This window comes from Faecalicatena sp. Marseille-Q4148 (assembly GCA_018228665.1).
Classification (GTDB): Bacteria; Bacillota; Clostridia; order Lachnospirales; family Lachnospiraceae; genus UBA9414.
Genome location: CP073692.1, coordinates 1,254,295 through 1,279,394 on the forward strand (window position 1 = coordinate 1,254,295; position 25,100 = coordinate 1,279,394).

The window sequence follows — 25,100 nt, forward strand, 5'->3', positions numbered from 1 at the left end:
ATTCTGTTATTGCACCTCAACAAGTTTCCCCATGACAATGAACCGGCTGGCGCCACCCGGCGTACAGGTGGAGAGCGTCAGCACCTTGTCACTGGACGTCACCGAAACATCCGTTTCAACGACGGAACGCTCTGCCATAGCGCGAAGCCAGGTGGTATAAGCCCCGTCGTCTTTCCAGTTAAGCCTCCAGGGGGAGGTGTCGCTGCCGGACTCTGCCGGTTTTGCCGCAAACGCAGAAAAAATCTCCATCACATAACCGCCCGTTGGGGTCACAAGGTACATCTGCCTGTGGGTATCAAAATAAGGCTGTCCGTCATATTGATTGAGCACGGCGAACATGGAGCCATCCCGCATATTGTGGCCGTAGATAATGGTATTGCGGTCTGAAAAATCCGCCTGGTTCTCATAATCCGCAAACAGGCAGCCTGCCTTGTTATAGGTCCCATCATAGAGGTGGCGCAGGTAATACTCGTTATTGTCCGTCTGCGTCACCGGGTAGTTGATGGCCGAATCAGGAAGGGTGATCCATCCGATAATGTCCGGCCCGTTTTTCTTAAGGGCCTCAAAATCCACAACAGGGAGGATTACACCAGAATCCTCCCCATCCGTTTCAGCTCCGCCTGCTGTTTCTTCCGACGCTTCGGCTGGCTCCGGCAGTTCCACGTTTTCCGCCAGTTCGTCATAGGCTCCGGCGCTCTTAGTATACTGGTTCAGGTCGCGGACCATCAGAAATCCGCTGCCAAAGGCCAGTAATACGCAGAGGGAAACCACCGTAATGCCGACAGCTTTCTTTTTCGGGGAAGTTTTCTCATACTTCCCCTTTTTGAAATAAAATACCGTGAATACACCGCCGCCAATCACAGCCAGCGCCAGCAGACAGCCGTACAAAAAGATGAAAGCATCATCCCCAGTCTGCGGTACCGGCTTTCCGGGATTGGAAGGCGTTGACGGATTAGAAGGATTGTCCGGGGTCTTGGGATTGTCCGGGTTTTTGGGTTCCTCCGGCTTCTCCGGCTTTTCGTTGAAGAACTGGACCGTTGCCGTTTCCTCTGCCTTGATCTCCACCGTGGCAGCGTCAGGAATGATATAATCTTTGCTTGCCCGGTTATTAATCTCCGTTACGGTATAAATGCCGACCCTAAGCCCTGTTACCTCAATCACGCCGGATTTTGGTGTGGTGAAGGTCTCACAGTAGGAGCCGTCCGCGCTTTTTACTTCAAAAGCAAAGCCGTCCTTTCGTCCGTCGCTGGAATCCTTTGTGATTTTTAAGTTCCCCCGGTAGGCCTCATTGGTGAAGCCGCGCCCGGCTTCGCCGTTTTCCACAACCACTGTCTGGCCGTCCTCGGTAATCTCAAAGTAGTAAGCGTTTTCGTCAAGCTGATAGCCCTCCGGCGCTTTGCTTTCTTTGATGAAGTAACCGCCCGCCAGAAGGTTCTCCGCGGTGTGATACCCTGCGTCCGCCTCTTTCAGCGTCCCCAGCTTCTTATCCTCGGAATCCAGTTCCTTGCTGCCGTTGGTGTCCTCATACAAATCGAATACCGCGCCGGAGAGGAACCGCAGGAAGGTGTTCTTATCTTCATTCTCTTTTTCCACAGGGGAAGGCTCGTCCACCGCCTCGGTTTTCATCACCTGCACGCTACCCCGGATTAGGGTATTTTCCACCCTGATTTCAATGCTTTGCCCGTCCACACCAATATAGATATGGTGCTGTTCCTGGCTTACCGTGTAAAGCGCCGGGGCAGAAATTTCCTTTACGATCCAATGGCCGTAAGGGATATTTTCAAAAGCAAAGCTGCCGTCCTCGCCCGTGGTTACGGTAAGCAGGGCGTTTTCCTCGGTAAATTCCTCTGTGTCCGGCTGAAACAATCCAATGAGTGCGCCGGACAGCTTCACATCGTCGCCGCCCTCCGGGTTCTCACCAACCTTTACACCGTCCACACGCCCGCGAAGCAGGTCATTGGAAATGGGTTCCCCCTCATTCACAAGGATCTGCACCAGCGCCGCATCCTGGCCCGCGTACTCAAACACAACCGGATATTCCGTATCAGAAAGAATGTAAGCGCTGTTTGTGGTGCGTTCCTTCACATAGTAGCTGCCAAAAGGCAGATCGGAAGCAAAGGAAGCGTCATAGCCGCCCGCCTCATCCGGGTCAACGGAAACCACTTCCAGAAGGCCGCCTGCCGGGATCACGCTGCCATCAAGGGCCGTCAGGTCAGCGGAAGCATACAGACCAAAAGAAATATCTTTGTATTCCTCATTCATGCCAAGGCCGAACAGTTCATCTGTTTCTAATTCTTTTGACAGGCTGACCGCCACTTTTTGCCGCTCGTCATACAGGCCGACGACGATCTGTGTCACTTCCACGGTCTCGCCCGCATAGGTAAGCTCCGCATATTCCGGCTGGGAGTTTAAGACCATCCCTGCCGGCGCCTGGCGTTCCTCCAGACGGTAGCGCCCCAGGTAGAGAAGGCCGCTTGCCGCGGTTCCGTCCTCCCCGGTGGTAAGGGTTTCCACAACGGTGTCTTTCGCAGCCCGTAAGGTCCCGTCTCCGGTATAAATATCTTCATCCGCAATCACGTCATAGACCGCGCCTGGAAGCCCCATGACCTCATACACCGGCTGGTACAGGCCGTCGTTCTCCTGGACGGAAGCGAATACTTCACCGGTCTTTGTAATGGTAAGCTGGCCTTTCTGCGGCATGTTGTGCTGGGTGACGGTCACGACAGATTCGCTGCCGTCAATAGTAAAGGGCACCGGCTCACTGGATAATACATACCCGTAAGGCGCCGCCACCTCGTAAAGTTCATAATCCCCGGTGTGCAGAGGTTCCGGCAGCATGAGCCATCCTTCATCGGAAACATAGAAGGTATCAAGGGTCTCCGGGTTCGGGTAATAAATCTCCTGGGTGACAAATTCCCCGGTGGAGAGGTCTTTTACCTGAAATCCCGTGCCGGGTACAGGGATGATGTTTCCGGTCTCGGCGTCGCATTTTTCCACTTTGAGACGCGCCGTAATGGTGCGGTTATTTAAGATATAGCTGTAAGTCTGTCCGTTAGAGGAAATAAACACGGTAAAGTCCGGGATCAACGCCTTGCCTTCCTCGCCGGCTGTCTGGTGGACGGTGTAACGGCCGTAAGGGAGCATTTTAGAGGCGGCAAATCCATCCCCGTCCGTGGTGAGCAGGTCGCGCTCGCTTTCCTTTGCGTTTTCATAGCTGCCCGCCGCCTTTAAGTAAACCTCAAAGACTGCGTCGGCCTCCGGGCGTTCCACGATACCCTCATTGGGTTCGTCCGTATTCTCACCTTCGGAAACATCCGGGTCTAAGTCGTCCGTATGCTTCACAAGCTGGATATTGCCGTAGATCACCGTCTCCGTAACCTGGTTCTCGGTGGTATTCAGTTCCACTTCATAAAGGGTCGGGGAAGCGCCAACCTCATAGACCGTATCATTCAAAAGATAGCCGGTGCTTGGCTCGATCTCCCGCACGGTCCAGCTATCGCCGCATACATAGTAGCGGGTCATAAAGCTGCCGTCCGACCCGGTGGTGTAGGTGTCTACCAGCTCGCCATTATTGAAAATGCCGTAGGTTGCCCCTGCAAGGGTAGCGTCGCCCTGGGCGGTCCCGGTCTCGGCGTCCGTCTTTACCACATGGACGCGGAACTTCTTTAAGATGTTGCTGAAATGGACCGCAGCGGTCTGGCCGCTCTCAATGGTGACATACTGCGCCGGAGGGGTCACATAGCGGTCCACCGGGATCTCCGTTACCAGGTAGGTGCCGGGGAACAGCCTTTTCTTGACCTGCCCGTTTTCCCCGGTGGTGACAGTCTCATTGACTTTATTCCCCAGAATGTCCGTGCCGGAAATATTGAAAGAAATCCCGGACACAATGCCGTCCTCGCTGGTCTTAACAATCTTTCCCGTGCCATAGGTTTCCGTCTTGATCTTCACAAAGAAGGAAACCGGGTCGCTGGCGCCGGTCATCATGGTCTGGTAGCCGGGCCTTCCCCAGATCAGCATATCGTTTGCAACCGGAATATCCTTTCGGAATTCAAAGGTCACAGGATCCATAATCATGTTCTTACTGGTAAAGGTATACTTGTTCCCGCTTCTTGAAACAGAAACGCCGCTGCCTTTTACGGTCTCCAGGTTGATGTTCAGGTTATTGGTGTCTGTGACCGTCAGGGTATAGATTTTCTTTTCCGTATCCCATTTCAGTTCCAGCTCCGGCGCCTCGCTTTTTCTGGTGGAGGTGAAGGAGGGAACCGTTGAGTGGGAGGCAACCTGTGAAAGAATCCAGTTGTAGGCTTTCTCTGCCGGGCGTCCGGCAATGATACTGAAATACTGGTTGGCGTCCGCATGGCCGTTCCCATGCCGGCTGTACGGGTCGCTTCTTAGCTGCTGCTGGTATTCCCAGAGGATCACCTGGGTCGCGATCTTATAATCGTCCTCGTTGATACCGGGAACCGGAAGCCTTGCCCCCGGTTTCCAGCCGTAGATTGCCGTCAGGGTAATGCCCCGTCTTGCCTCGGCGGGGAGCAGGTTCAGGTAATTGCTGTTGGTCCCGCTTTCCGATGTGTAGGTATTTTCGGAAGTGTGGTAAGGCACCCCGCTCTCCACACAGTAGACCTGCTGGCTGCTCCCGTCCGAAGCGGTCAGCATATAGTGGCGGTAGGCACTGCCACCGGAACTGCTTTTCACGTCCATTGTCCCATCGGAATGATAGACCAGGTAAGTGTAAGGCGCCGGCGCGTAATAATACTGTCCGTCAGACCCCACATAGTTGTCACCCAGCCAGGAGCTTGCTTTCTGCCCCGGCGAAAGGGCAAATGCCTGTGTGGGAACCAGGCCAAAGACGCATACCGCGCAGAGAAGCGCCGCCAGCAGCCGCATGAAGCCGCTGCGGTGGTGGATATTTGTCTTTCCCATGAAATAATCCTCACTTTCTTCATTGTTGATTGCATAAAGAAAGGACAGCGTTATTCGCCGTCCTCAGGTTCGTTATCATCCATTCTGTCGTCAAAATCATCCTCGGAGAGATATTCTGTTTCCCCGAAAGCCTCGTCCGGGTCAAAGCCCTCGCCATACCCGCCATCCTCGAAATCCTCGTCATCCTCTGCAAGCTGCTTCGGGCGCACGATTTTCACATAGTAGCCGGCGCCGCCTACTGCAAGCAGGGCAACGATGACAAAGATAATCGTTCCGGCGCTGCCTGTATTTTTCTTTGACGGTTCTGGTTCCTCCGGTTTCTCTGTTTCCTCCGGTTTTTCTTTCCCAATACAGCCCTTTAAGTCATTCTTGCAGACCGGGCAGGAGGTATTGACTTCCCCTGCAGCACACTTTTCCGTGCAGGTACAGACATCCTCTGCCGGGATCACGCTCATGCTGCCGTCACTTTTTTCCGCCAGGGCCATCAGGTCAGATTCGGTGACGCCGTTTAAGAAGTAAACATTGTTGCTGTCACGCTTTCCGTCCACAATGAGATAGAATACATTCCCGTCCTCGGTAGTAATGGTATAAAACTGTTTATCCCCATCCGCGCCGGTGGCTGTATCTAAGACCGTGCCGGTGCCCTCCGGGGTAAACGCGCCCTCCGGGACAGAGGAAGTGGAACTCTCCGAAGAACTGCCGCCTGATGATGTACTGCCGCCTGATGTTCCCCCGGAGCTGTCTGCCTGGCCTGTGTTTGTACCCGCATTGGAACTGTTCCCGGAATTATTACTGCCGGAATTGCCGGAATGATTGCCTGATGATGTACTGCCTCCCGTGGAAGCGCCGGCAGAAGAAATCCCTTTATTGGAAGTGCTGCCGCCTCCGTTGTTCTGTGTGGCCGCGCCCTGGCTGCCGGAAGAAGCTGCCGGCGCCTGGGTTGGTTTTACCGTGCCAGTCTGTGCCGGTGCAGCGGAAGGCTTTTCCGTTTCCTTTGGTTCCTCATAATAGGGGTTATCAAATTTCACGGCCTCCGAGCGGTTCCCGGCATAATCCTGGGCGTACACGATTACCTGCTTCTCCGTTCCGGCATAGTCCTTCAGCGTGACCTTTGCCGCCCCGTTGGTTAACGAGTTGATCCGGTTCCCGTCCACAAAGACCGCCTCCACGCCGGAATTGTCGTCGCTGCTTTCCACTTTCAGCGTACCGCCGTCCAGGGAAGCGGTGAGCTCCGGCGGCGTGGTGTCCTTTCCCCCGGCGGCATAAGCCGTCAGGGGCAGGACGGTGGCACCTATGGCGAGCATAAGCGCCAGAAACAAAGAAAGTTTTTTAATCCTCATTCCCATCCTCCTGTTTCTGCGGCAGCGCCTCCCCCAGAGGGGAAGCCTGCTGCGATTTTAAGAAATCCGCAAGCTGCTGGGGCGTCAGCTTATAGCTTCTTGCCACCGCCACATAGTCGGTATTTTCAAGCTCCGTTTTCTGTTCCTCCAGCTTGCGGAGTTTGCCCTGCATTTCTGCGATCTTCGCTTTGGTCTTGTCGATTTCCTTTTCCAGTTTTTCTATTTTAGGGTTCAAATTTTACCTCCAATCTGTTTAAGGCAGACGCCCAAATGTATAAAAATGCTGCTGCCAGTAACTTGTGTTGATGTTTGCGTAAGAGATCGGGTCGCCGCAATGGATCATCATTCCGTTCCCCACATAAATCCCCACATGGCTTGCGCCGCTGGTATTGTAGGTCCCCTGGAAGAAAATCAGGTCGCCCGGTTTTGCGTCGGCGCTTGATACCGGGGTACAGACCCCTAAGAGCCCGTCCGCGGTCAGACGCCCGAAATTCCAGCCGCTGTGGTTGACTACCCAGGAAACATACCCGGAACAGTCAAAGGAAGTGGAAGGGCTTGCGCCGCCCCATACATACGGATAACCTAAATACTTTTCCGCCTCCGCAAGCATGGCCGCAAACCGTTCATCCGCAAGGGCCTCCGGCGGTACGTCATAGTCAAAATAATTCCCTCCGCCTCCTGCGCCCACTTCCGGCAAATGCCGCTCGCTGGTATCTCCGGTGTCGGCAAAGTAGAGGGGATTTAAGTATTGCCCGTCCACCAGTACCTCCAGATGAAGGTGCGGCCCGGTGGAATTGCCGGTGCTGCCGACCTTTGCGATCACATCCCCGGCCTTGACTTCCTGGCCTGCGGAAACGAGAAGCTGTGAGCAGTGGCCGTACTTGGTGGTAAGGGTATGCCCCTCGTAAGCCTCTCCCTCAATAGCGATGCACAGGCCATAGCCGCCAGCGTTCCCGGCCAGCGTGACCCTGCCGTCATGCCCGGCTAAAATATCCGTGCCCTGTGCCATGCCGATGTCAACGCCGGTATGGTAATCCTTTCCCCCGCTGATGGGGTGGACCCGGTAGCCGTAGTAGCTGGTAACATAGGGGAGCCAGTTGGTGCCGAATACATTTTCCACATACTGGCGGTTCCCTTTGGTCTGCAATAAAATCTCGCAGATTTCCTTCTGTTCTTCATTCATGCGGGAGACGGCCAGGTTTTCCAGCGGCGTGGCCGTAAGTTTCACATTCAGGATGCGCCACTCATACGGCACTTCTTCCTCGGTTTCCTCGCCGGTCTCCGGGTCAATGGTGGTTTCCGTCCGGTAGCGGATTTCCGTTTCCTCGCTGAAAGATAGGGAATACTGCTCCTGAAATAGCTGCCGCAGCACGCCCTCCGCTTCACTGTAAGAAAAGTCCTGATAGACAGCGGTTAAGTAGCCCATCAGCACGTAAGGGTCATGCTCGATGGCGCCAATGTTATAACGGTACTCGTCATAGCCGGGGCGGTCGGATTCCACCCGGCCAATCTCCATCTGTAAATCCGTTTCCCATTCGGTATAGGAAAGCTCTGCCTGGTTGATGTCCTGGTCCTCCGCCAGATAGGTGGAAGCCGCCAGGCTCCCCAGGCCTCCGGTACCAATATTGGAAAATGAGGACAGCACAGAAGCAATCAGGAAGAATACCAAAAGCAGGAGAATGATAATGGCACAGGCTACCGGGTGCCGCCGGATCGTCCTGCCAATGCTGACGACAATCTTTTCCGTAGTGACAGCGGCGTCCTTTGCCCGTGTGCCGGCTTTTTTTGCCTCCCGCGCTGCTTTGGCGTACTGGCGTTTCAATTTCTGTTTCTGCCACATCCGCGCCAGGACATTCTTCTTTAATTCCGGGTTGTCATATAACGCCTGCCGGTAAGACAGGCCCGCATTTGCCCTCACAGACTTTTGCTGTAACTTTGATACCCTCCGGTAAGGCGCTGTTTTGTGCCGGTGGTATGCTGTGCGAAGTCCTGCCTCCCCCACAAGCTCGGTCCGGTGGGCCGCCTTAATGCCGATATTTTCATCCTCCGCCTGGTAAATCTTTTTATGGGCATAGCCAATGGCTGTATTTGCGCCGGCTTTCACCGGGCGCATGGGAAGGGAGCCTTTGACATGGGCCCGCTGGGATTTCACCTCCTGTTCAAATTTCAGGTGTTTTTTCGCTTTCCCGGTTTCCGGGTCGGAAGCGGTCTCAATCCGCAATTTACGGCGGGAGGGCAGACACGCTTCGGCCTGTTCTAACTTCTCCGTAGTCCGCTCCGCTTTCCGCCTTGCCTGCGTCAGCTTGTTGTCTTTGGCCTCCGGCGGCAGCTCGTCGGCGGTAAATTCCAGCTTGGAAGGTTTTTTCGGCTCAACGCCTCCGCCTTCTGTCTGCACCGCCTGTTCCTCGGCTTTTGCAGCCTCATGGAAACGCTGATAGTATTGGTTTCCGCGCTGGCGTGTCCGGCTTTTGTGCTCTGTCCGCCCAGAATCCCTTTTTGCCGCTGATGTGCCAGCCTCCAAAGGAACAGGTTCTCCGGGATCATGCCCGGAGCCATGCCGCAGAGCATCCTCTGAAAACGGCATCCGCCCGGAAGTGTCCTGGGAGGAAAATTCCTGTGCCGTTATATAACCGTTGTTATTTCCGGCAACAGGTTCCGATCCGTAAGTTTTCGCCTGCTGTGTTACTTCCGGCGTGGCCTGCAAAGGGTCCGCCTCCATCGGAAGCGGGACCGCCTGCCGATGGCTTCTTGAAGCACCGGGAGAAGGGGCATCCCTTGCCCGGCGCAGGTCAAAATCCTGCCCGCCCTGCCGCGGCGTCATGCGTTCCTCCTTATGGGAATCCCGCGCCGGCATCCGGGCATCTTTCTGTTTTCTCTGAAATTCCCCGTCACGTTCCGTTATCCTCACCTCCAGTCATGTTTAATAAGCTGCATTTCCTCACGCCTTTGTCCCCGCCACTTCATCGGGCCTGGTCGTTAAGACGCTGTACAGCAAAGTATCCTTCGGGAAGTGATCCACAAATGGGATAATCACATTTCCAAAGAACAGAAGCCCTTCGCCGGGGCCGGAATGGGTCACATAGGAAAGCTGGTGCGGGGAAATCCCAAGCTGCTTTGCCAAAATCTGTCGGTCCCCCTGAGCCTGGTTGAGCATGTAGATAAAATCCGAGTTCTATAGTGATAGGTAAGCCTCTGATATCATCTCGGGCTTTTCCCCCACTCCACACCGTGCATGCGACTTTCACCGCACACGGCGTTCCATCGGTTAGTATTTTTCATTGTCTAAACAATCAACCTTTGAATAGAATAAAAACTGTAGTAGTTGAAATAAGATTAAATAGGTTGCATGGAAGCCAACTCACGAAGGTGGTTAACCTTTATAAGCTGTTTGATATCTAGCTGTAGTAAATCCATATATTTGTAAATAGTTTCCGCTTTTGAAGCATGAATGAGTTTATGTACGGAATTCTTTATGAGAATAAGATTCTCATAGGCATCCGTACCGCCTAAATGTCGGGGTAACTTATGATGGCAATGAATTTCCCCAACAGAGGAGAATTCAACACCTGTTATAGCACATTTTCCCCATTGGGCTGAGAAGAGAGATATTCGATTGTCTGCGTATTCCGCACTATTGGAATAGGCTGGTTGACGCATGAGAGCCAACATCATAGGGATGTTGATTCTCAGACAGTTGTGAATACCTTCTCGTCCTTCGGGAGTGTAATAATTCCAGCTCTTCTTACGGAAAAGTGGGTTTTTGTGCTGTGTGTATCCTATTGGATACACGGGCTCATTCGTACCAGCGACATATCGCATCATTTTGGATTTACCAAAACGGGCTTTTTCAAACTCCGTAAGCTCTCGCCCTGTTTTCACAAGACGGTTGCCTGTGCGAGTGCTAAGCCTGTTTGTCAGCAAGGTCATGACTGTGCGGTTTAGGGAAGCACAATCATGATTAACATGTGTGGCGATACAGTAATAATTCTGCATGCCAGTAACCATACTGTTATAGAGTCTGATTTCCCCCTGTTCGCCATATATTTTGCGAGGGTGAACGATTCTCTTTGCCTGTTCTTTAAGCTTCTCCCTTTTGTGCTCGAGATTTTTATCTGCGATATGAGATATAACCACGAGTTTGTTGCCTTTTCTGTGAACTTTCATTTTGAATCCGAGAAAATCAGAGTAATGATTTCTTACATTGACAATCCTCGTTTTCTTTTCAGAAATTTCCAGTTTGAGCCTTTCTTTCAGCCACAGAGTGACTGCACATTTGGTGCGTTCAGCGGAGTCCTTTGTCCTACAAAAGATTCGAAAATCATCTGCATAGCGAACAATGAACATTTCCTTCAGGTTAGATTTCTTAGCCTGTCGAAAGCCGTTTTCAGGTCTAGCATTCCGTTTGCAAATCGGACACCATTGCCATTGACTTTCTACCCAGTGGTCTAATTCGTTAAGCACGATATTAGCCAGAAGTGGCGATATAATACCTCCCTGTGGGGTTCCTTTGTCGGGTGTGATAAAAGTCCCATCTTCCAGTTTGATTGGTGCTTTGAGAATTCGTCTTATGACAAATATCAGTTGCTTGTCATGAATACCCATAGCCCATATCTGTCGTATCAGCTTGGCATGATTCACGTTATCAAAGAACCCTTTTATATCGAATTCAATGACATAGTGAAGATTGGCATGTTGAAGTAGCTGATAACTTCTTGCTATAGCGTTCTCAACCGAATGGTTCGGTCTGAATCCATAGCTGTTTTTGCTGAACTTAGCCTCACAAACAGGTTCCAATACCTGTTTGATACATTGTTGAACAAGTCTATCCCATATACACGGAATCCCTAAGGGTCTCATTTTACTTGGGTCGTATGGTTTTGGTATCTCCTTACGCCTTACAGGTTTTGGGCGATACCCATGTTCACTTCCATTAATAATAAATCTAACTTTTTCAACAACCTCATCGGGGGAACATCTTCCAATGTCCTCGATTGTGAGATTGTCTGTGCCACTTGTTTTACTTCCCGTATTTTTCTTGATATTTCTGTACGCTAGAAGAATGTTTTCCCGTTGAAGAATGACAGACATTAAATCTGTAAAAACTTCTCCGTTCAAACTTGCCTGGTATAGATTATCAATCGTATTCTGCATTCCGTAATACTCATTGTGACGCAGATTATCCTCACAGAGCAGTTGCTTTTTCTTTTTCATGGTCATAAGGCATCACTCTCCTTTCTTGGGAAAGTGTCCCTTTTTGTCATACTCGTAATCCTTATAAGATTGAATGACAACAATTGTTTCTAACCGACTAAAGCCCATTCCTCGAGCCCGCCTTTTTCGTAGGGCTGTCGTAGGTTCGAGCTTCGCTTTTCAGCACAGATTAGGCGGCTTATATGATTCGTCCGCAGATTGCTTATGAGCAACTCTGTACCTTTCCACGTTCCGATAATTCTATCTGTGCATATATCCTTAGGTGTTCGCTATAGTCCTGTCAGCTTGATTGTGCCTGTAACACAATACGGAGTTTCATATTTTCGATTCTTACTACACCGCACTGACCCACAATTAAGTGTCCATACATTTCTATATGGTAAACATCTAGACCCGTACATTCGCGGTTTTCGTCAGTCCGTCGTGGACATTCTCACCATAGATATTTTATAGACTCCCGACGTGTCATCTGCATACAGTACCTCTACCGCACTTTCGACAGCTGTATTTCTACACTGTTTCGGCAGACTTCCGCCGACTTTATCGAGCTCCAGACCCCAACCATTACAGTCGGAGCCGGTCGAAGTATCAGAGAAGGCATTTCAAGGCGTTACCCCATCATTCTACCTTTCGAATTATCAGTTGTTACTTACCTCGTAAGAAGGTAAGTCCGACGATTTTAGCATCGCATGGCCATAAGTCCATGAAGTTTTACCCTCATAGAGCGATGTTTGTGCGTCAACGTGTCGCACCGAAAATATTCTCAATCTCACGGGAAGCCAGAAGATCCTTTACGTTCTGGGTCAGCCCTGACGGGATCCCGCCCCATTTACGGAAGCGTTTCCAGATTTCCACGCTGAAACTTCCGGTCTGGCCTTTCAAAAGGAGATGGAATTCGTCAATATAGAACCAGGTAGTCTTGTGTTTGGAACGGTTGGCGGTGACACGGTTCCAGACCGCATCCTGCATAATCAAAAGCCCGATCTCCTTTAACGCTTTTCCCAGGGATTTGAGCTGGAAGCAGAGTACCCGGTGTTTGTCCATCTGGATATTGGAACGGTGGTTGAATACATTTAAGGAACCGTTGACATAGATTTCCAGCGCCGTGGCGATATTCTGCGCCTCCGGCTCCGCCTGCTTCAAAAGCAGGTCGTAAAGGTCGCCCAAAACCGGCATTTTCTCCGGGCAGGGATCCTGCAGGTAATCCCGGTACACCAGCCTAGTGCAGCGGTCAATGATGGTACGCTCAATCGGGGAAAGCCCCTCCTTGCCGCCGATAATCAAATCGCACAGAGACAGGATAAAGTCACTTTTTAAGGTGATAGGGTTCTCGTCGTCCGAATAGTCCAGGTTAATATCCATCGGATTGATATAGTTGGTGGAAGTGGGGGAAATATCAATGACCTGCCCCTGCTCCCCAAACTGTTCCACCAATGGGCCGTACTCATTTTCGGGATCCGCAATGATGATGTCATCCTCCGTCAGAAGGAACACGTTGACGATCTCACGCTTGGCAGAGAACGACTTGCCGCTGCCCGGCGTCCCCAGGAACAGTCCATTTGGATTCTTTAAGTTCTTGCGGTTCGCCATAATCAGGTTGTTGGAAAGGGCGTTCAGGCCATAATAAAGCGCCTCCCCCTCCTGGAACAGCTCACAGGTGGTGAAAGGCACAAAAATGGCGGTGCTGCTTGTGGTAAGCCCCCGTTCAATCTCCACCTGGTTCAAACCCAGCGCAAGGGAGGATATAAGCCCCTGTTCCTGCTGGAAGTCCAGCCGCTTTAAGGCACAGTTATATTTCTGGGCGATACCGGAAGCGGAGAGAATATCGTTAAACAATTTCTGGCGCTTCGGTGCAAGATTCTCCACCAGCACCGTCACCAGGAACATCCTTTCATTCCGGCTCTGTAAATCCTGCAAGAGATTTTTCGCTTCTTCCCCATAGGTGGCAAGGTCCGTAGGTATGATGTCCATGTCGTACCCAGCCCGGACCGCTTTTTTCTGTTCCTCAATGGTCATTTTCTGTAAGTCCGACATCTTGCGCTTGATATTTTTAATCGCCTGGGTCTGGTCGATGGACTGGATATGCAGGTTGACCGTCACGGCATCGTCCAGATCCAGAAGCTCTGCCAGCAGCCGGTCTGTCAGCTCCGGGGCTAAAATCTGTAAGAAAGACACTGCCCCGGAATGGTCGGCCACCCGGAAGGTCTTTCCATCCCTGGAAAACGACATGCCGGAGGGCGCGATAAAATCTTTGGTGGAAAGCCCGGTCTTTGGCAGGTCCGCCCAGGTAAAGCGGAACTTTTCCTGCCCGTCCGGGTGGAGCTGGCTGTGCAGAAGTTCCAGACGCTCCAGGCCGTTTAAGGGCCTTGCCTGGACTCCCAGGGTCTTAAAGTTCGCCAGCACATCTGTTTCAATCCGTTCCAGCCGCATTTTTGCGGTCCTAAGGTCGTCCGCCTCAATGCCGAAGGTGATATATTTGCGTTTGGTAAGGCCGTTGTTGCCCTTTTGGAGCTGCCCCTTTAACATATCCGCGTATTCTTTACGGATCCCGTCATATTCGTCGCCGCGGGCGGGGATCTCAATGCTCTTTGCGAAATCCTGCATATTCGCCCGCTGGTTGATAAAAGTAAGCTGCACATGGATGGAGGCGTCAAAGTAATTTAAGAAATCACAGTACCCCTCAAAAATCTGCGCTTTGTCCTCCGCCTGGGCGAGCTGGTAGTTAATATCGAAAAACTGCACGGTCTTGGTGTAAAGCGTGTCCGTCAGCCGGCAGATCCCATCCTTATACATTTCCCGGTAGGGAATACTCTGCTGGGCCGTCTGCGGGGCATCCGCCCTAAGCCCGGCGAGAAAGCCGCCTTTTTTCGGCGGCTTGTTAGAGGCAGTTTTATTTCTGCCTTTTGCTGCGTCGGCCCTGGTCTTTTCTGCCTGCCTGATGTTCCTTTGCAGACGTTTTTCCTGGGCCTCTTGCTGTTTTGTTTTTGGCAATCCTTGTAACCTCCTTTTTTGACATGGTTTTATATAGGTTTTCCGTCCGGTAGGGGCGTTCCTTCGGCCAGAGCTTATAGCGCAGCCGGTTTTTCAGAAGTTTCTCCGCCGGCTGCCCGTCCCGCTCATACATGGCGAAGAAGAAAAAGGGCATCATCAGGCCGATCATCAAAAGCACCGACGCGGAATTGCCGATGGCGCCCCTCGTCAGGAAATAGGCCGGCAGGCCCACAAGACCGCCCAGGCTGAAACAGATGAGCTGGCGCTTGGTAAGGCCCGCCGCCACTTTTGTCTTGACTTTCGTTAAGTCTTTGGGTACGGGTACATAGGGCATTTATTTCACCTCCCATCGTGATAGAATTTCATTATCGTGCGCCGGAATCATGGATCATTTCCTCCGCGGCCGGTGGTCTCTGCACCTTCTGAATCGCATCCTGCAGCCGTTCCCGCAGAGATCTTGGCTGCTCTGCCCGTTCCTCCTGAGGAGAGGAAATATCTTGAACCAACAACTCCACGGCAATACAAGCGTTTGTGTCGGCTGCTGGACAATATTTGACAACTTCCACTAATGGACGGTCGAAACGTAGCAGATAATCAATTTCTTCTGCTGTCAACGAATTTTCTCCTGTCAGATAACGGTAAGCGGCCATCACGGAGGCAATTTCTTCCGACCGGTCTATCAGTTCCCTGTTAGAGCAATCCTCCAGCTTTTCCCTGTAAATGTAATAATCCTTGCCGACCAAGGACATCAACTCCAGATATTTCCGATTCTGTTCTTCCGGTTCGCTTAGTTCTTTTGGAAATTTCCGATCCGCTTGGATTTCCTCCAAAAGTTCACAGATAGGAAAGCTATGAGCATGGGTATTTTCTTCCCAGCACCACCGGGCCACATCTAACGGATCCTGAAAGGAAAGAAGCGCCTCCACCTCTGCCGGGGTAAATTCATGTTCCGCCTTCAGGTAATAATGAAGCTCCGAAAACCCCTGCAATTCGTAAATGCTGCCGATATTCTGTGCGTCCAGCATATCTGCATGGATCTTCAGGCACTTGTCCAGCCGTTCCATCAACAGCCGTTTTGCATCCTGTTCTATAAAAATCACTCCTTCCTCCCTGGCATTGTAATACTGGATTCCACTTCATTTCCCCACACATCCCAGCCCGGCGTCTGCTGCCTTGCGAACAGCTCCAGCCTGGGCTGGTCGCCCATGAGCTTTACGATTTTTTCCCGCACCTCGTCCGGCTTTTTGCTGTGCTGCTCGATATGGGAGATCACAAACTGGTGGATCCCCGCGCACTGGCGTTTCGGGTGGCCTCTGGTCGCCAGCAGGCAGACCTCGGCATTTGAGCGGGTCCAGAACCCCATCCCGTAAAACCAGGAATCCGCTTTCCGGTTCTGTTTGAGCCAGAGGAAGGCTAAAGTCTTATATCTGAATCCCCATGCCTCCATCACCCGGAACGCCTCATTAAGCTGCGGGAAGGTCGCCCACAGGAAAAGTGCGCTGTCTTTAGCGGCAAGTTCCGCCACCGGCAGCGCACATATATCCTCCATGCTCATGGTGGGGTAATGGTTTTCCGCCACGCCGTTGCCGCGCTTCATATCGTAGCGCCAGGGCGGGTCCGCATAGATCACGCTGTATTTCTTTGTTTCCGGCATCAGCGTTCCTGCCCGTTCTTAGCCGGGGCGTCTTTCACCGGCTGGCTTTTGACTTTCCCGGCATTTTCTTTTAAGGCGCCGGACAGGGAAGGCTTCTCCGCCGCGCCCTTTGTGGCTTCAAGGGTGGCCTGCAAGTTTTCAATGGCCTGCCCGTACCCGTCAAGCAGGGCGTCGTTTAACTGCTTTCTGAACTCCGCCGTCACCGGCCAGCAGACATCCTTCCAGTTCCCGTTTTTGTCCTGGGTGGAAGGCATGTTCACATACAGCCCCTTTTCGCCGGAACAGATACGGAAGCCGTCAATCTTGAAGCATCCGCCGATGGTCACGTTGGCAAAGGCTAGCAGGTTCCCCATCGGCGCGATTGGCCGCACCCTCACGTCCAGCGGCAGACCGCCCGCTGTTTCCGGCGCCTGCATTTCCGGGATTGTATTTTCTGTATTTGTTTTACTCATAAAATGAAATCCTCCTTATTCTGAATCTGAATTATGCTATCTTGCGTTAAATATGGATTTGGATAACGAACCTGTCTTAAACAGGGCAAAGGCCAGCAGGACCGTATAGCCCGCCGTGCCCCAGATTGCGCCGTGGATGTCGCCGGAGGCCGGGATCGACTGGACCAGCACCGCATAAATGGCGACGCAGACCAGGATCAAAAATCCCTGGAACCCCAGCGCAAAGAGGGAACGGAGGTACCCCGTCCCCATCTGCCCCCATTCCCGGTTAGCCATCGTGGAGAAGGGGATCGGTGCAAGGCTCACGGTCAAATAAATTTCTATCATCCTGCCGTAGACAATGACGAAGATCACAATGGACAGCACCCACATGCACAGGTTGATGATGTTGGTCTCCAGCCAGAGGCCGATAAGCTCCCACATCCCCATTGCTTCAAGCTGCGTGGAAAGGTCCGCAAGGGCGGCCTCCACATCAAGGCTGCCGTTTATCACGCCCGCGCTCTGCGATACCACGTTCTGGGCGACGTCGAACACCGCCATGACAATCGTAAAACAGTTGGTGAGCAGGTAAGTGGCAACGAAGGTCTTAAAAATCCACTTGAAGATGTTGAATGTGTCAAAGTCGTGCATGTTGTTCTTCTCCAAAATCATCTGAATCAGCTCATACACAAGGACAAAGGTCAGGATCATGCCCGCAATGGGAATGACGACGGTTTCCGAAAGGTTCTGTATCATGGAAAACACGCCGCCATTCCAGCCCTGCGGGGTCTGCCCGACCTGCCCGGCCACATCCGCAACCTGGCTGTTGACCGAATCGAAAATGCCGGTGTACTGCCCGGTGATGGCTTCAATCAGGCCCTCCTTAATCCAGTCTGTTATCCTTTCAAACAGACTGCCCATAGGTCAGCCCTTAACCGAACAGGCCGGCCAGCAGCGGGATCAGGGTTGCGCCTACCAGGGCGATACCGCCGCCCGCCATAAGCTGTTTCATACCCTGGCTTTTGGCTCCCGGATTGTCATTGCCGTAACCTTCCAGAAGGTTGATGACGCCCCATGCTCCAAGGCCCGCTCCCAGGGCAATTACCAGAATCTTCAAAGTGTCAATCGCGCTCGCAAAAAATGCCATATAGTTCCTCCTTATTTTTGAAATGATTTTGTGAAGCGGCCGCAGACGGCCGGAAACGAAAAAAGCCGCCGCACTGTTTTGGAAAATCTGCTTCAAACAGCACGGCGGCATGGGGCAGGGTAAAACCTGCATGGTATTCAGTTTTCAGGGAGAATCGCGGATCCTCAAAAAAGACCTCCTTTCCGGGTGACAAAACAAAAGCCTGCCAGAGCGTAATGCTTTGACAGGCAGGAACAACGTTATGTGGTCTGCGGTTCCAGATCTTCGGCTGTGACCTCATAATTGCGGTACAGCTCTCCGGGACGCATCGGCATCCGGGTGGATAAGAATTTCTCAATATCAAAAGCGTTCTTCTCATTGTAATCGGAGAGCAGCTTATAGTTCGGGTGTTTCGTTATATCATACTTCCGGGAAAGGAAGGGGCGCACACCCCTGATCTGCAGTAAGCATTTCCCGCCGTCCATGACCGCCAGCTCGTCCACGGACATCAGATCCTTGCCTAACTTCTGGAAGTTCTGCCCGTGGGATTCCTGGTTGCCTTTGGTGACGCTGGTGTTATACAGGTCGATGGTCTCTTTTCCTAAAAGGGAGTTCCAGCTTTTTAAGGTGGTTTCCTCCTTGCCTCCCAGGAACAGGGAAGCGTCACAATTCCCTATGATGGTGTCCATGTTGTCCTTATAAAGCGCCTTTAGCTGGCTCTGGGCCTGCAGCACCAGGCACGCGGAAATCTCACGGCTTCGGATAGTAGCCATCAGCCGCTCCAGGTTGGGGATCTGGCCGATATTGGCCGCCTCGTCAATGAGGCACCGCACATGAACCGGGAGCCGCCCGCCATACACATCATCCGCCCGCTCGCACAGACGGTTGAACAGGATGGAATAGATCAGGCTGATAAGGAAGGCAAAGGTGCCGTCCGTGTCGCTCATAATGAGGAACAGGGCGGTCCGTTCATCCCCCAGCATATCCAGGTCCAGCTCGTCATACATGGTGATCTCCCGGACCTCCCGGATGTCAAATGGCGCCAGCCTGGAAGCACAGCTAATCAATATGGATTTTGCTGTCTTGCCCGCCGCCAGCTTGTATTTTTTATACTGCCGCAGGGCGAAGTGGTCCGGGTCTTTCTGCTCCAGGGCGTCAAAGAGAAGGTCAACAGCGTTTTTGAAACTCTCGTCATCCTCCCGCACCTCCATAGCGTTCAGCATTTCTACCAGCGTGGCAAAATTCTGTTCGTTGGTCGGGGCCTCGTAGTAGATATAGCCGATCAGCGCCGTGTAGAGCAGGGTTTCCGCCTTGACCCAGAAATCATCCCCGGCTTTTCCCTCGCCTTTGGTGTTGGCGATTAAGGTGGTAACAATCTTCAAAATATCCTTTTCCGAATGGATATACGCAAAGGGGTTAAAGTGCATACTTTTCTGGAAGTTAATGGTATTGAATACCCGGATTTTATAAGGCTCATACACGATCTTGCCCTTTGCGTTCCGCACCGGTTTCCCGTCTTTATCCAGCTTTGGTGTGCCTCTTTGCAGCATTTTCCCGCACTCGACCAAGACGGTGCCTTTCGGGTCGGTGACAACATAGCTTGAGTGCATCTGCATTAAGTTGGGCTTGATAAAAAATCTTGTCTTACCGGAACCTGAACCTCCGACTACCAGCACGTTTTTATTCCTGGCATGGGCCGGGTTTTTCGGCCTGCCGTTTAACATTAAGCCCTCGCTCTGGGTGAGGATAACATTGTTTTCCGGCTTTGGATCCATGAACGGTGCTATGTCCGTTTTATTTCCCCAGCGTGCGGAACCGTACTCTACATTTTTGCGGTATTTTTTCGCATCCTTTCCTTTGAGATAGACCGCCAGACGGACAGCGGCAGCGCCGCATAATCCCACCAGCCAGTCCAGTGCGGCGCCCGGCCACATGCTCTGAAAGGCAAGCGCGAATCCTTCCGACAGCCCCAATAATTTCTGTGAAGCGTCCGCCCCTGGGGCAAGGCGCACCGCCTCGCCCAGCTTAGCGAATACCAGAAGGAACAAAAGATAGGGCAGATGTAAGATCACCTGTTTTTTCAGGGCATCTTTGTCTATCTTCATCGTTCCGGCCCTCCGTGCTCCTTGTTTTTCACCCGGTCGCGGCCAAGGGCCTGTGCCAGCTCTTTGAATTTATGAAGCTGGGTAAGCAGCGACGGCCTGGTGCTGCGGGTGAGGTCTTTCTGTGTATATTCCTTGAAAGCCGCCGTCAGCGCATCCGCCTGGTTCGCCTTGAAATAGACCGTCCACTTCGGCGGATTAGTCCCCAGCTCTTTTTCTATGTGGTAGCGGACTTGGTGTTTCCTGGCGTACCGTTCAAACGAGCGGATCCTGCCGGACACTTCAATGGTGTTGGCACCGGGGTCTTTATAGGTCAGCCGCTTCATGCTGTTACGCCCGACCTTCGGGGTGGTGCGTTCCTGCTCCATCTTTTGAAGCACGGCGGCAACCGCCGCACGCAGAAGCCGCCCGGACAGCTTTGCCGCCTGTATGGAGACCGATACGGTCCGCTGTTCCAGATCTTCCTGCATTGGCATCCTCCTTCCTGATAGAATCTGTATTTATAATAGGAAATAACGGTTTATCTGGCATCCCCGATCACCTGCTGGCGGGGCGCATGTTCAAAGGCTTTTACCGCCTGGTCCACCTGGATCTTTGCGTGTTTCAGAAGCGTCTTGATGATGGTCGCCGGCTGGTTATGTTCCTCCAGGTGATTTACCATATCCTCACAGCCGTCCGGGAGGTAATCCGCCATTGCTTTGCAGGCATCCTCCAGGCTCCCGATAAAACCCCAGCAGCTATCCGACAGCTCGCCGTTTTTGTAAAGCTCAAAGCCGTAACATTCGCCCCGGAGGTAGGAGTCATAAACGGCCACCTCGCTTTTCATCAGATCCTCCGCTTTTTTTCGGACAGCCCCGGTCATTTTTTCAGTGTCAAACTCTTTTAGGGCGTCCTCTTTGGAAACATAGATCCAGCCGACCTGCCCGCTGTCCCAGGGATCGTGGAAGCTCTCGGTCTGCATGGCAAGCCCGCTATGATCCATAAGATAGAGGGGCATCATAATGTATTTTTCAGAGATTACATTCAGCATGGCGTCGTCCACCGCCCGTTCTTCCGTCTTTGGCCCGTGCCGGAACCGGCTGCTCACAATGTTTACCATCCGTTCATACCGGTCCATGCCGGGCTCGTCATGGCCAACGGTATTCAGGTACATCTCCCGCAGGAAATCATCTTTATCCATGTAATTGTGGCTGTCACCCAGGGCATAGCGGGAGTGGAAGCATACCATCGTCCCGAAATGTTCGTCTACCTCACGGGGCGAAATCAGAATGTCGTCCGGCTGCACCATAAGCACATAGGAATCCTGTACTGCCATCAGCATAAATATCAGCTCCTTTCCGGTTCCTTTGGCTTTTTATCCGGTGCTTTGGCCGCCGTCTGTGCCGCCTGTTTCTTTGCGCTGTCAAGCTGCTCCCTTACCGAAAGGTCTTTTTTTGCCTCCGGCGCTCCCGTAACGATAAAATCCGGCAGTTCCTTAAAACCGATACTGTCCACGTACCAGGCGGTATCGGATCCATTTTCATGGAGGACTACCACATCGGAAACGGAAAGGGAGTGCCCCTTAAAATCTTCCGGGTGGTCGATGTTGAAACGTCTGTAAATATCTTCCAATGTTTCACCGGGCAAAAGTTCCGTTGCATAAACCATCTGGTAATTGTCCCTGTCTACCGGGAACCCTTTCTTTTCCAGCCAGTCAAGAGACATAAACTGCAGCCCGTCCGTGCTGTCCGATAAGTCAAGCTGGTAAATAGAGCAGGTGCGGATTTCATATTCCTTTTCATAAGAGGCAATGCGCGCCAGCAGTGCTCCGGCCTCATTGTCCAGATGTTCCTCCTGAATGACGGCTGCCAGCCTCATGCGTATCTTTCCGGTCTGCCCGGAAAGAAGTTCCTCCGCCATGCGTTCTTTTTCTTCGTGGGAATCCGGGTACAGATCCGCATAATCGCCGCTGTACTGCCGGAAGAATACATCCAGGTCGAAGGCCAGATCCGTGGAATCTTCCAGCCGTATTTCTTCCTGCAGCGCCTCCTGTGCCGCCATCTGCGCCCGCTGTGCCTCCTGTTCTTCAAGGGAAGGAACCGGCTGCTTGACCGCCAGGATTTTTCCGGCAATGCGGATAAACTGCTCCGGGTGTTCAAACTGCTGCCGGTATTTCTCCATGAGGTCCGCGGGAAGGGTTGCAAAATTTTCCTCCCCCAGGCCAACGATCAGGAAGTTCCCGGCAACAATATCATAGATGTTCCCATCTTCATCATAGAGCGCCCGGTTTAAGGGCAGCCCCATGAGTTTTCCTTCATCGTTGCAGATCAGCGCAACCGGATCCTCATAGGGATAAACCGGTTGAATAATCCCGCCGACTGCCGCCTGCAAGGAGTTCAGCCCGCCTTCAATCTCTGCCTCGTAGGGTGTTTTCCCCGGCTCAACCATCAGCACCTTCATAACTGTATATCCTCCTTCTTTTTATTTGCCGCCTTCGGTTCCGCACCGGCTTTTTCCTGCAATTTCGCCGCAGACAGCTTTCCCAGCACAGAAGGCTTTTCTTCCTTTTCAGGCGTAGAAATACCACCATCCGAAACTTCGGCGGCGGTGTGTTCTGATTTGACAGGTTCCTGCCCCTCAACCGTATAGCCCGGCAGGAGGGCGCCATATACGGTAAAATGGCGTTCATATTCCTTCGGGACTGGCGGCGAAACCTCCGTAAACAAATGGGAATAGGATTTCTTGCGCCCCTCCAGGTATTTCATAGCAGCAGCCTTGTCCGTATAGCGCTTCTGGTTCTGCCCGGCGATCTTCTTGCCATAACCATCTTTCGGGGAATTTATATACAGATCCCAGGTCACATACCAGGCAACCGGCACACTCTGTTTTGTTTCCCGGTCATACTTGGTATCTTCCCGGACACTGCAGGTCATCTTATAGACCCGGTTGCTGATCTCCTGGGCGCTCCGCCAGTTGTCTGTGTCCTTCCACTGGTTACCCGTATGTTCCACCTCCGGGGTCCGCAGGTAGGAAATCGCCCGGTCAATCATCTGCGTGGCGGCAGCCTGCTGTTCCCATTGTTTCGCTGCGGCTACCACAATGTCATAGGCTTTCTGCTCACCGTCGATACTTCCCTGGCGCATAGCCGCAAGGCTTTCTGTTCCCATTGCAATCAGGGCAGAAATATCAACATCTTCACAGGAAACGCTGTGCTCGACCTTCAACTCATATCCCGGCTCTAAATGGTCGCCGTACCGGTAAGCACGGTAATCTTTATTTTCTTCCAACTTTCCACCTCCTAAATCTCCGGCGCATGGCTCTTTTTCGGGATCTGCTGTGCCGGGGCTGTTTTTTCTGCCGGTTTCTTTGCTGCAAGCTGCTCCATCACCGAAGGACGGCCGCCGCCAAATATGGAGAGCTGGCCGTCCGGCGCCTCCTTTATCCCTGAGGCCGGAAGGGGCAGCGTTACATCTGCATGGGTCAGTATCTGCTCCCGTTTCAAATCTGCCACGATCTCGTCAAACACTGCATTGATGGCTTTTCGTTCCTCGCCCTCCGGGAAGGCTTTTATGACCTCCATTTCCCCGTTTTTCCCAGCAGCCAGCGTAAGGGCGCAGTCGGCATGGCCCGCAAGGTAATCCGAAGCATAGGGCAGCCGGTCCTTCACATAACAGGCAAATGCCCTGGCCGTCATTTCCGTATTGCTTTCCCAATAGCCGCCGTCTTTCTCACATTCCTTTCCCATGCGTAGGGAGTTCCGGTAAAAGTCCGTTTCCACCCGCCCAATCTGGGGTGCCTCCTGCGACTGCATCCCGGACAGCATGTGCTCGAATATTTCCAGGCGTTCCCGCTCGCTTTTGGGGATCACCCGGCCGGTGACGGATTTCTTGAAGGAGCTGATCTTTTCCACGGATCCGTCCTCACCGGAAAGGAACGCTTCTTTCAGGGATGCATAGGCCTCCATCTGCTGCTCATTCCCATACCGTTTCAGGGAGCCGAGCACTGCGGAATCCAGCCAGCCGGCCGCATTCTTCCGGGTGCGTTCTGTCTGCGCTTCGGTCCGCTTTGCCGCCTGCTCCGGCGTCTCCGGCTTATACTTCATGGTATCAATCAGCTTTTGGAATGGGGCATAGAGGCGGGGCTGCTCCGATAGCATCCCTTTCGCGCCCATCTTTGTGCCCAGGTAGTCGTCAAGCCCGTGCCACCATTCATGTGCCAGGGAACCTGCCCCGTGCATTTTGGTAAGATTGATTACTTTACGGAGAGGTTCATAATGGGCCGCCGCGTTGCCGCTGCCCCTGGCGCCGAAAGCGATAGCAAGTGTTCCCTGATAAGCAATATCCTGATCGCTGACCTTTAGGACAGATGCCAAATCTTTGAGTGCCTCAAATCCCATGTTAAGGGACGTCTGCCGGTCGTTCTGGTTCATCCAGTTGCCGAACTCGCCACCCCGGAACCCGAAGGTATCAAGATAATGCTGCCCGGTAATCTCTGCGCCGCTGCGGTAATCCGGCCCGGTGCGCTTTACATGCGCAAGCTGGGGTGGCACAAACCGGGTCTTTCCGCTTTTGGTTTGGCCCTTTGCCAGCTCCTGCACCCATTTCAGGGCAGCCTCCCTTGTTTCAAAGTTGGCCTGCAAAATGGCATAGCCCTTTGTCACATAGTAAGTACCCGGTTTCCAGTCATTATTTTTGGAATAGGTATTCTTTCCGTCGTTGAAATGGATTGCATATCCTTTCGGCACCTTCTGGCCTTTGGAAACGCCAAACTGTTCCTTCTGCGCTTTCTGTGTGAAGTTCCGTTCAAAATAGGAAGCGGAGTAGGCCATCAGGTTTTTGGACAGCTTATTGGTGATCACCGGGTTGTCCTGTCCTTTCTTCGTTGCCCGGTAGTGGGCGCCGCCGCCCCAGCCCTGCACCTGTTCCAGATACCCGTTTTCTACAAAGAAGCGGTCATAGGCCCTCATGGCGTCCTCCATGGTGCGGATCCCTGAAACCACCTCCTGTAACTCCCGGACGGTCTGGATATATTCTTTCTGTCTGGCAAGCCGTTTTTCCGGCGTGTCGTCCGTGCGGTAATACTGCGGGGAAGCGTTCAGGCTGTCCCTTGCCTTTTTGATGAAATACACCACCCCAAGGGGAACCCCTTCATCAAGCATGGCTTGGTAATCCGGCTTTTTCCAAATGTTATCCTTTTTTACAAATTTCTCGGCCTCGCGGTCGTTCATGGCGTCAAGATCGTCCACATACAGGCCCCGGTCCTTCCATAAATCTTTTTTTGCACCGCCGATCTTTTCGCCAAAATCTTCATGTACTCCTGCCAATCATCATCACCTCCAGT

General features: G+C 52.6%; 17 protein-coding genes and 2 pseudogenes. All 19 read right to left on the minus strand.

The window, feature by feature from the left end; all coding sequences use genetic code 11:
• Positions 1-6: 6 nt before the first annotated feature.
• Positions 7-4,926, minus strand: a complete 4,920-nt coding sequence (gene srtB / locus KFE17_06015; protein ID QUO33285.1) for a class B sortase — start codon at positions 4,924-4,926, stop codon at positions 7-9.
• A 50-nt stretch (positions 4,927-4,976) separates the two neighbouring features.
• Positions 4,977-6,266 carry a DUF4366 domain-containing protein gene (locus KFE17_06020; GenBank protein ID QUO33286.1) on the minus strand — a complete coding sequence of 430 codons (1,290 nt, stop codon included), beginning with the start codon at positions 6,264-6,266 and terminating at the stop codon, positions 4,977-4,979.
• Positions 6,256-6,501: a DUF4315 family protein gene (locus tag KFE17_06025; protein QUO33287.1), complete on the minus strand. Its 246-nt coding sequence runs from the start codon at positions 6,499-6,501 to the stop codon at positions 6,256-6,258. Before KFE17_06025 ends, KFE17_06020 begins: the two co-directional genes overlap by 11 nt.
• 18 nt (positions 6,502-6,519) lie before the next feature.
• A complete protein-coding gene (locus tag KFE17_06030; protein ID QUO33288.1) occupies positions 6,520-9,120 on the minus strand; it encodes a peptidoglycan DD-metalloendopeptidase family protein in 2,601 nt (866 codons plus the stop codon).
• An 84-nt stretch (positions 9,121-9,204) separates the two neighbouring features.
• A pseudogene (locus tag KFE17_06035) lies at positions 9,205-9,438 on the minus strand (conjugal transfer protein TraE).
• 161 nt (positions 9,439-9,599) lie between these two features.
• Complete coding sequence (gene ltrA / locus KFE17_06040; protein ID QUO33289.1) at positions 9,600-11,483, minus strand: group II intron reverse transcriptase/maturase; 1,884 nt, start codon at positions 11,481-11,483, stop codon at positions 9,600-9,602.
• 747 nt (positions 11,484-12,230) lie between these two features.
• Positions 12,231-14,468 (minus strand): annotated as a pseudogene (locus KFE17_06045) (ATP-binding protein).
• A complete protein-coding gene (locus KFE17_06050; GenBank protein ID QUO33290.1) occupies positions 14,368-14,802 on the minus strand; it encodes a PrgI family protein in 435 nt (144 codons plus the stop codon). Before KFE17_06050 ends, KFE17_06045 begins: the two are co-directional and overlap by 101 nt.
• A 31-nt stretch (positions 14,803-14,833) precedes the next feature.
• Positions 14,834-15,532, minus strand: coding sequence for a hypothetical protein (locus KFE17_06055; GenBank protein ID QUO33643.1), 699 nt, complete (start codon positions 15,530-15,532; stop codon positions 14,834-14,836).
• A 32-nt stretch (positions 15,533-15,564) separates the two neighbouring features.
• Positions 15,565-16,122, minus strand: a complete 558-nt coding sequence (locus tag KFE17_06060) for a DNA methyltransferase (GenBank protein QUO33291.1) — start codon at positions 16,120-16,122, stop codon at positions 15,565-15,567.
• On the minus strand, positions 16,122-16,574 hold the full coding sequence (locus KFE17_06065) for a SpoVG family protein (GenBank protein ID QUO33292.1): 453 nt from the start codon (positions 16,572-16,574) through the stop codon (positions 16,122-16,124). The genes KFE17_06060 and KFE17_06065 overlap by 1 nt, the downstream gene beginning before the upstream one ends.
• A 36-nt stretch (positions 16,575-16,610) precedes the next feature.
• The gene (locus KFE17_06070) at positions 16,611-17,474 is read right to left on the minus strand and encodes a hypothetical protein (protein QUO33293.1); all 864 of its coding nucleotides are present in this window, start codon (positions 17,472-17,474) and stop codon (positions 16,611-16,613) included.
• Between the two features lie 10 nt (positions 17,475-17,484).
• The gene (locus KFE17_06075; protein ID QUO33294.1) at positions 17,485-17,700 is read right to left on the minus strand and encodes a Maff2 family protein; all 216 of its coding nucleotides are present in this window, start codon (positions 17,698-17,700) and stop codon (positions 17,485-17,487) included.
• 239 nt (positions 17,701-17,939) lie between these two features.
• Positions 17,940-19,784, minus strand: a complete 1,845-nt coding sequence (locus KFE17_06080; protein QUO33295.1) for a type IV secretory system conjugative DNA transfer family protein — start codon at positions 19,782-19,784, stop codon at positions 17,940-17,942.
• The gene (locus KFE17_06085; protein ID QUO33296.1) at positions 19,781-20,251 is read right to left on the minus strand and encodes a PcfB family protein; all 471 of its coding nucleotides are present in this window, start codon (positions 20,249-20,251) and stop codon (positions 19,781-19,783) included. The genes KFE17_06080 and KFE17_06085 overlap by 4 nt, the downstream gene beginning before the upstream one ends.
• 50 nt (positions 20,252-20,301) lie before the next feature.
• Positions 20,302-21,102, minus strand: a complete 801-nt coding sequence (locus KFE17_06090; GenBank protein ID QUO33297.1) for a hypothetical protein — start codon at positions 21,100-21,102, stop codon at positions 20,302-20,304.
• Between the two features lie 5 nt (positions 21,103-21,107).
• Positions 21,108-22,220 carry a DUF3846 domain-containing protein gene (locus KFE17_06095; protein ID QUO33298.1) on the minus strand — a complete coding sequence of 371 codons (1,113 nt, stop codon included), beginning with the start codon at positions 22,218-22,220 and terminating at the stop codon, positions 21,108-21,110.
• Positions 22,217-23,047, minus strand: a complete 831-nt coding sequence (locus KFE17_06100) for a hypothetical protein (protein ID QUO33299.1) — start codon at positions 23,045-23,047, stop codon at positions 22,217-22,219. Before KFE17_06100 ends, KFE17_06095 begins: the two co-directional genes overlap by 4 nt.
• Before the next feature lie 11 nt (positions 23,048-23,058).
• Positions 23,059-25,083 carry a hypothetical protein gene (locus tag KFE17_06105; protein QUO33300.1) on the minus strand — a complete coding sequence of 675 codons (2,025 nt, stop codon included), beginning with the start codon at positions 25,081-25,083 and terminating at the stop codon, positions 23,059-23,061.
• Positions 25,084-25,100 lie beyond the last annotated feature (17 nt).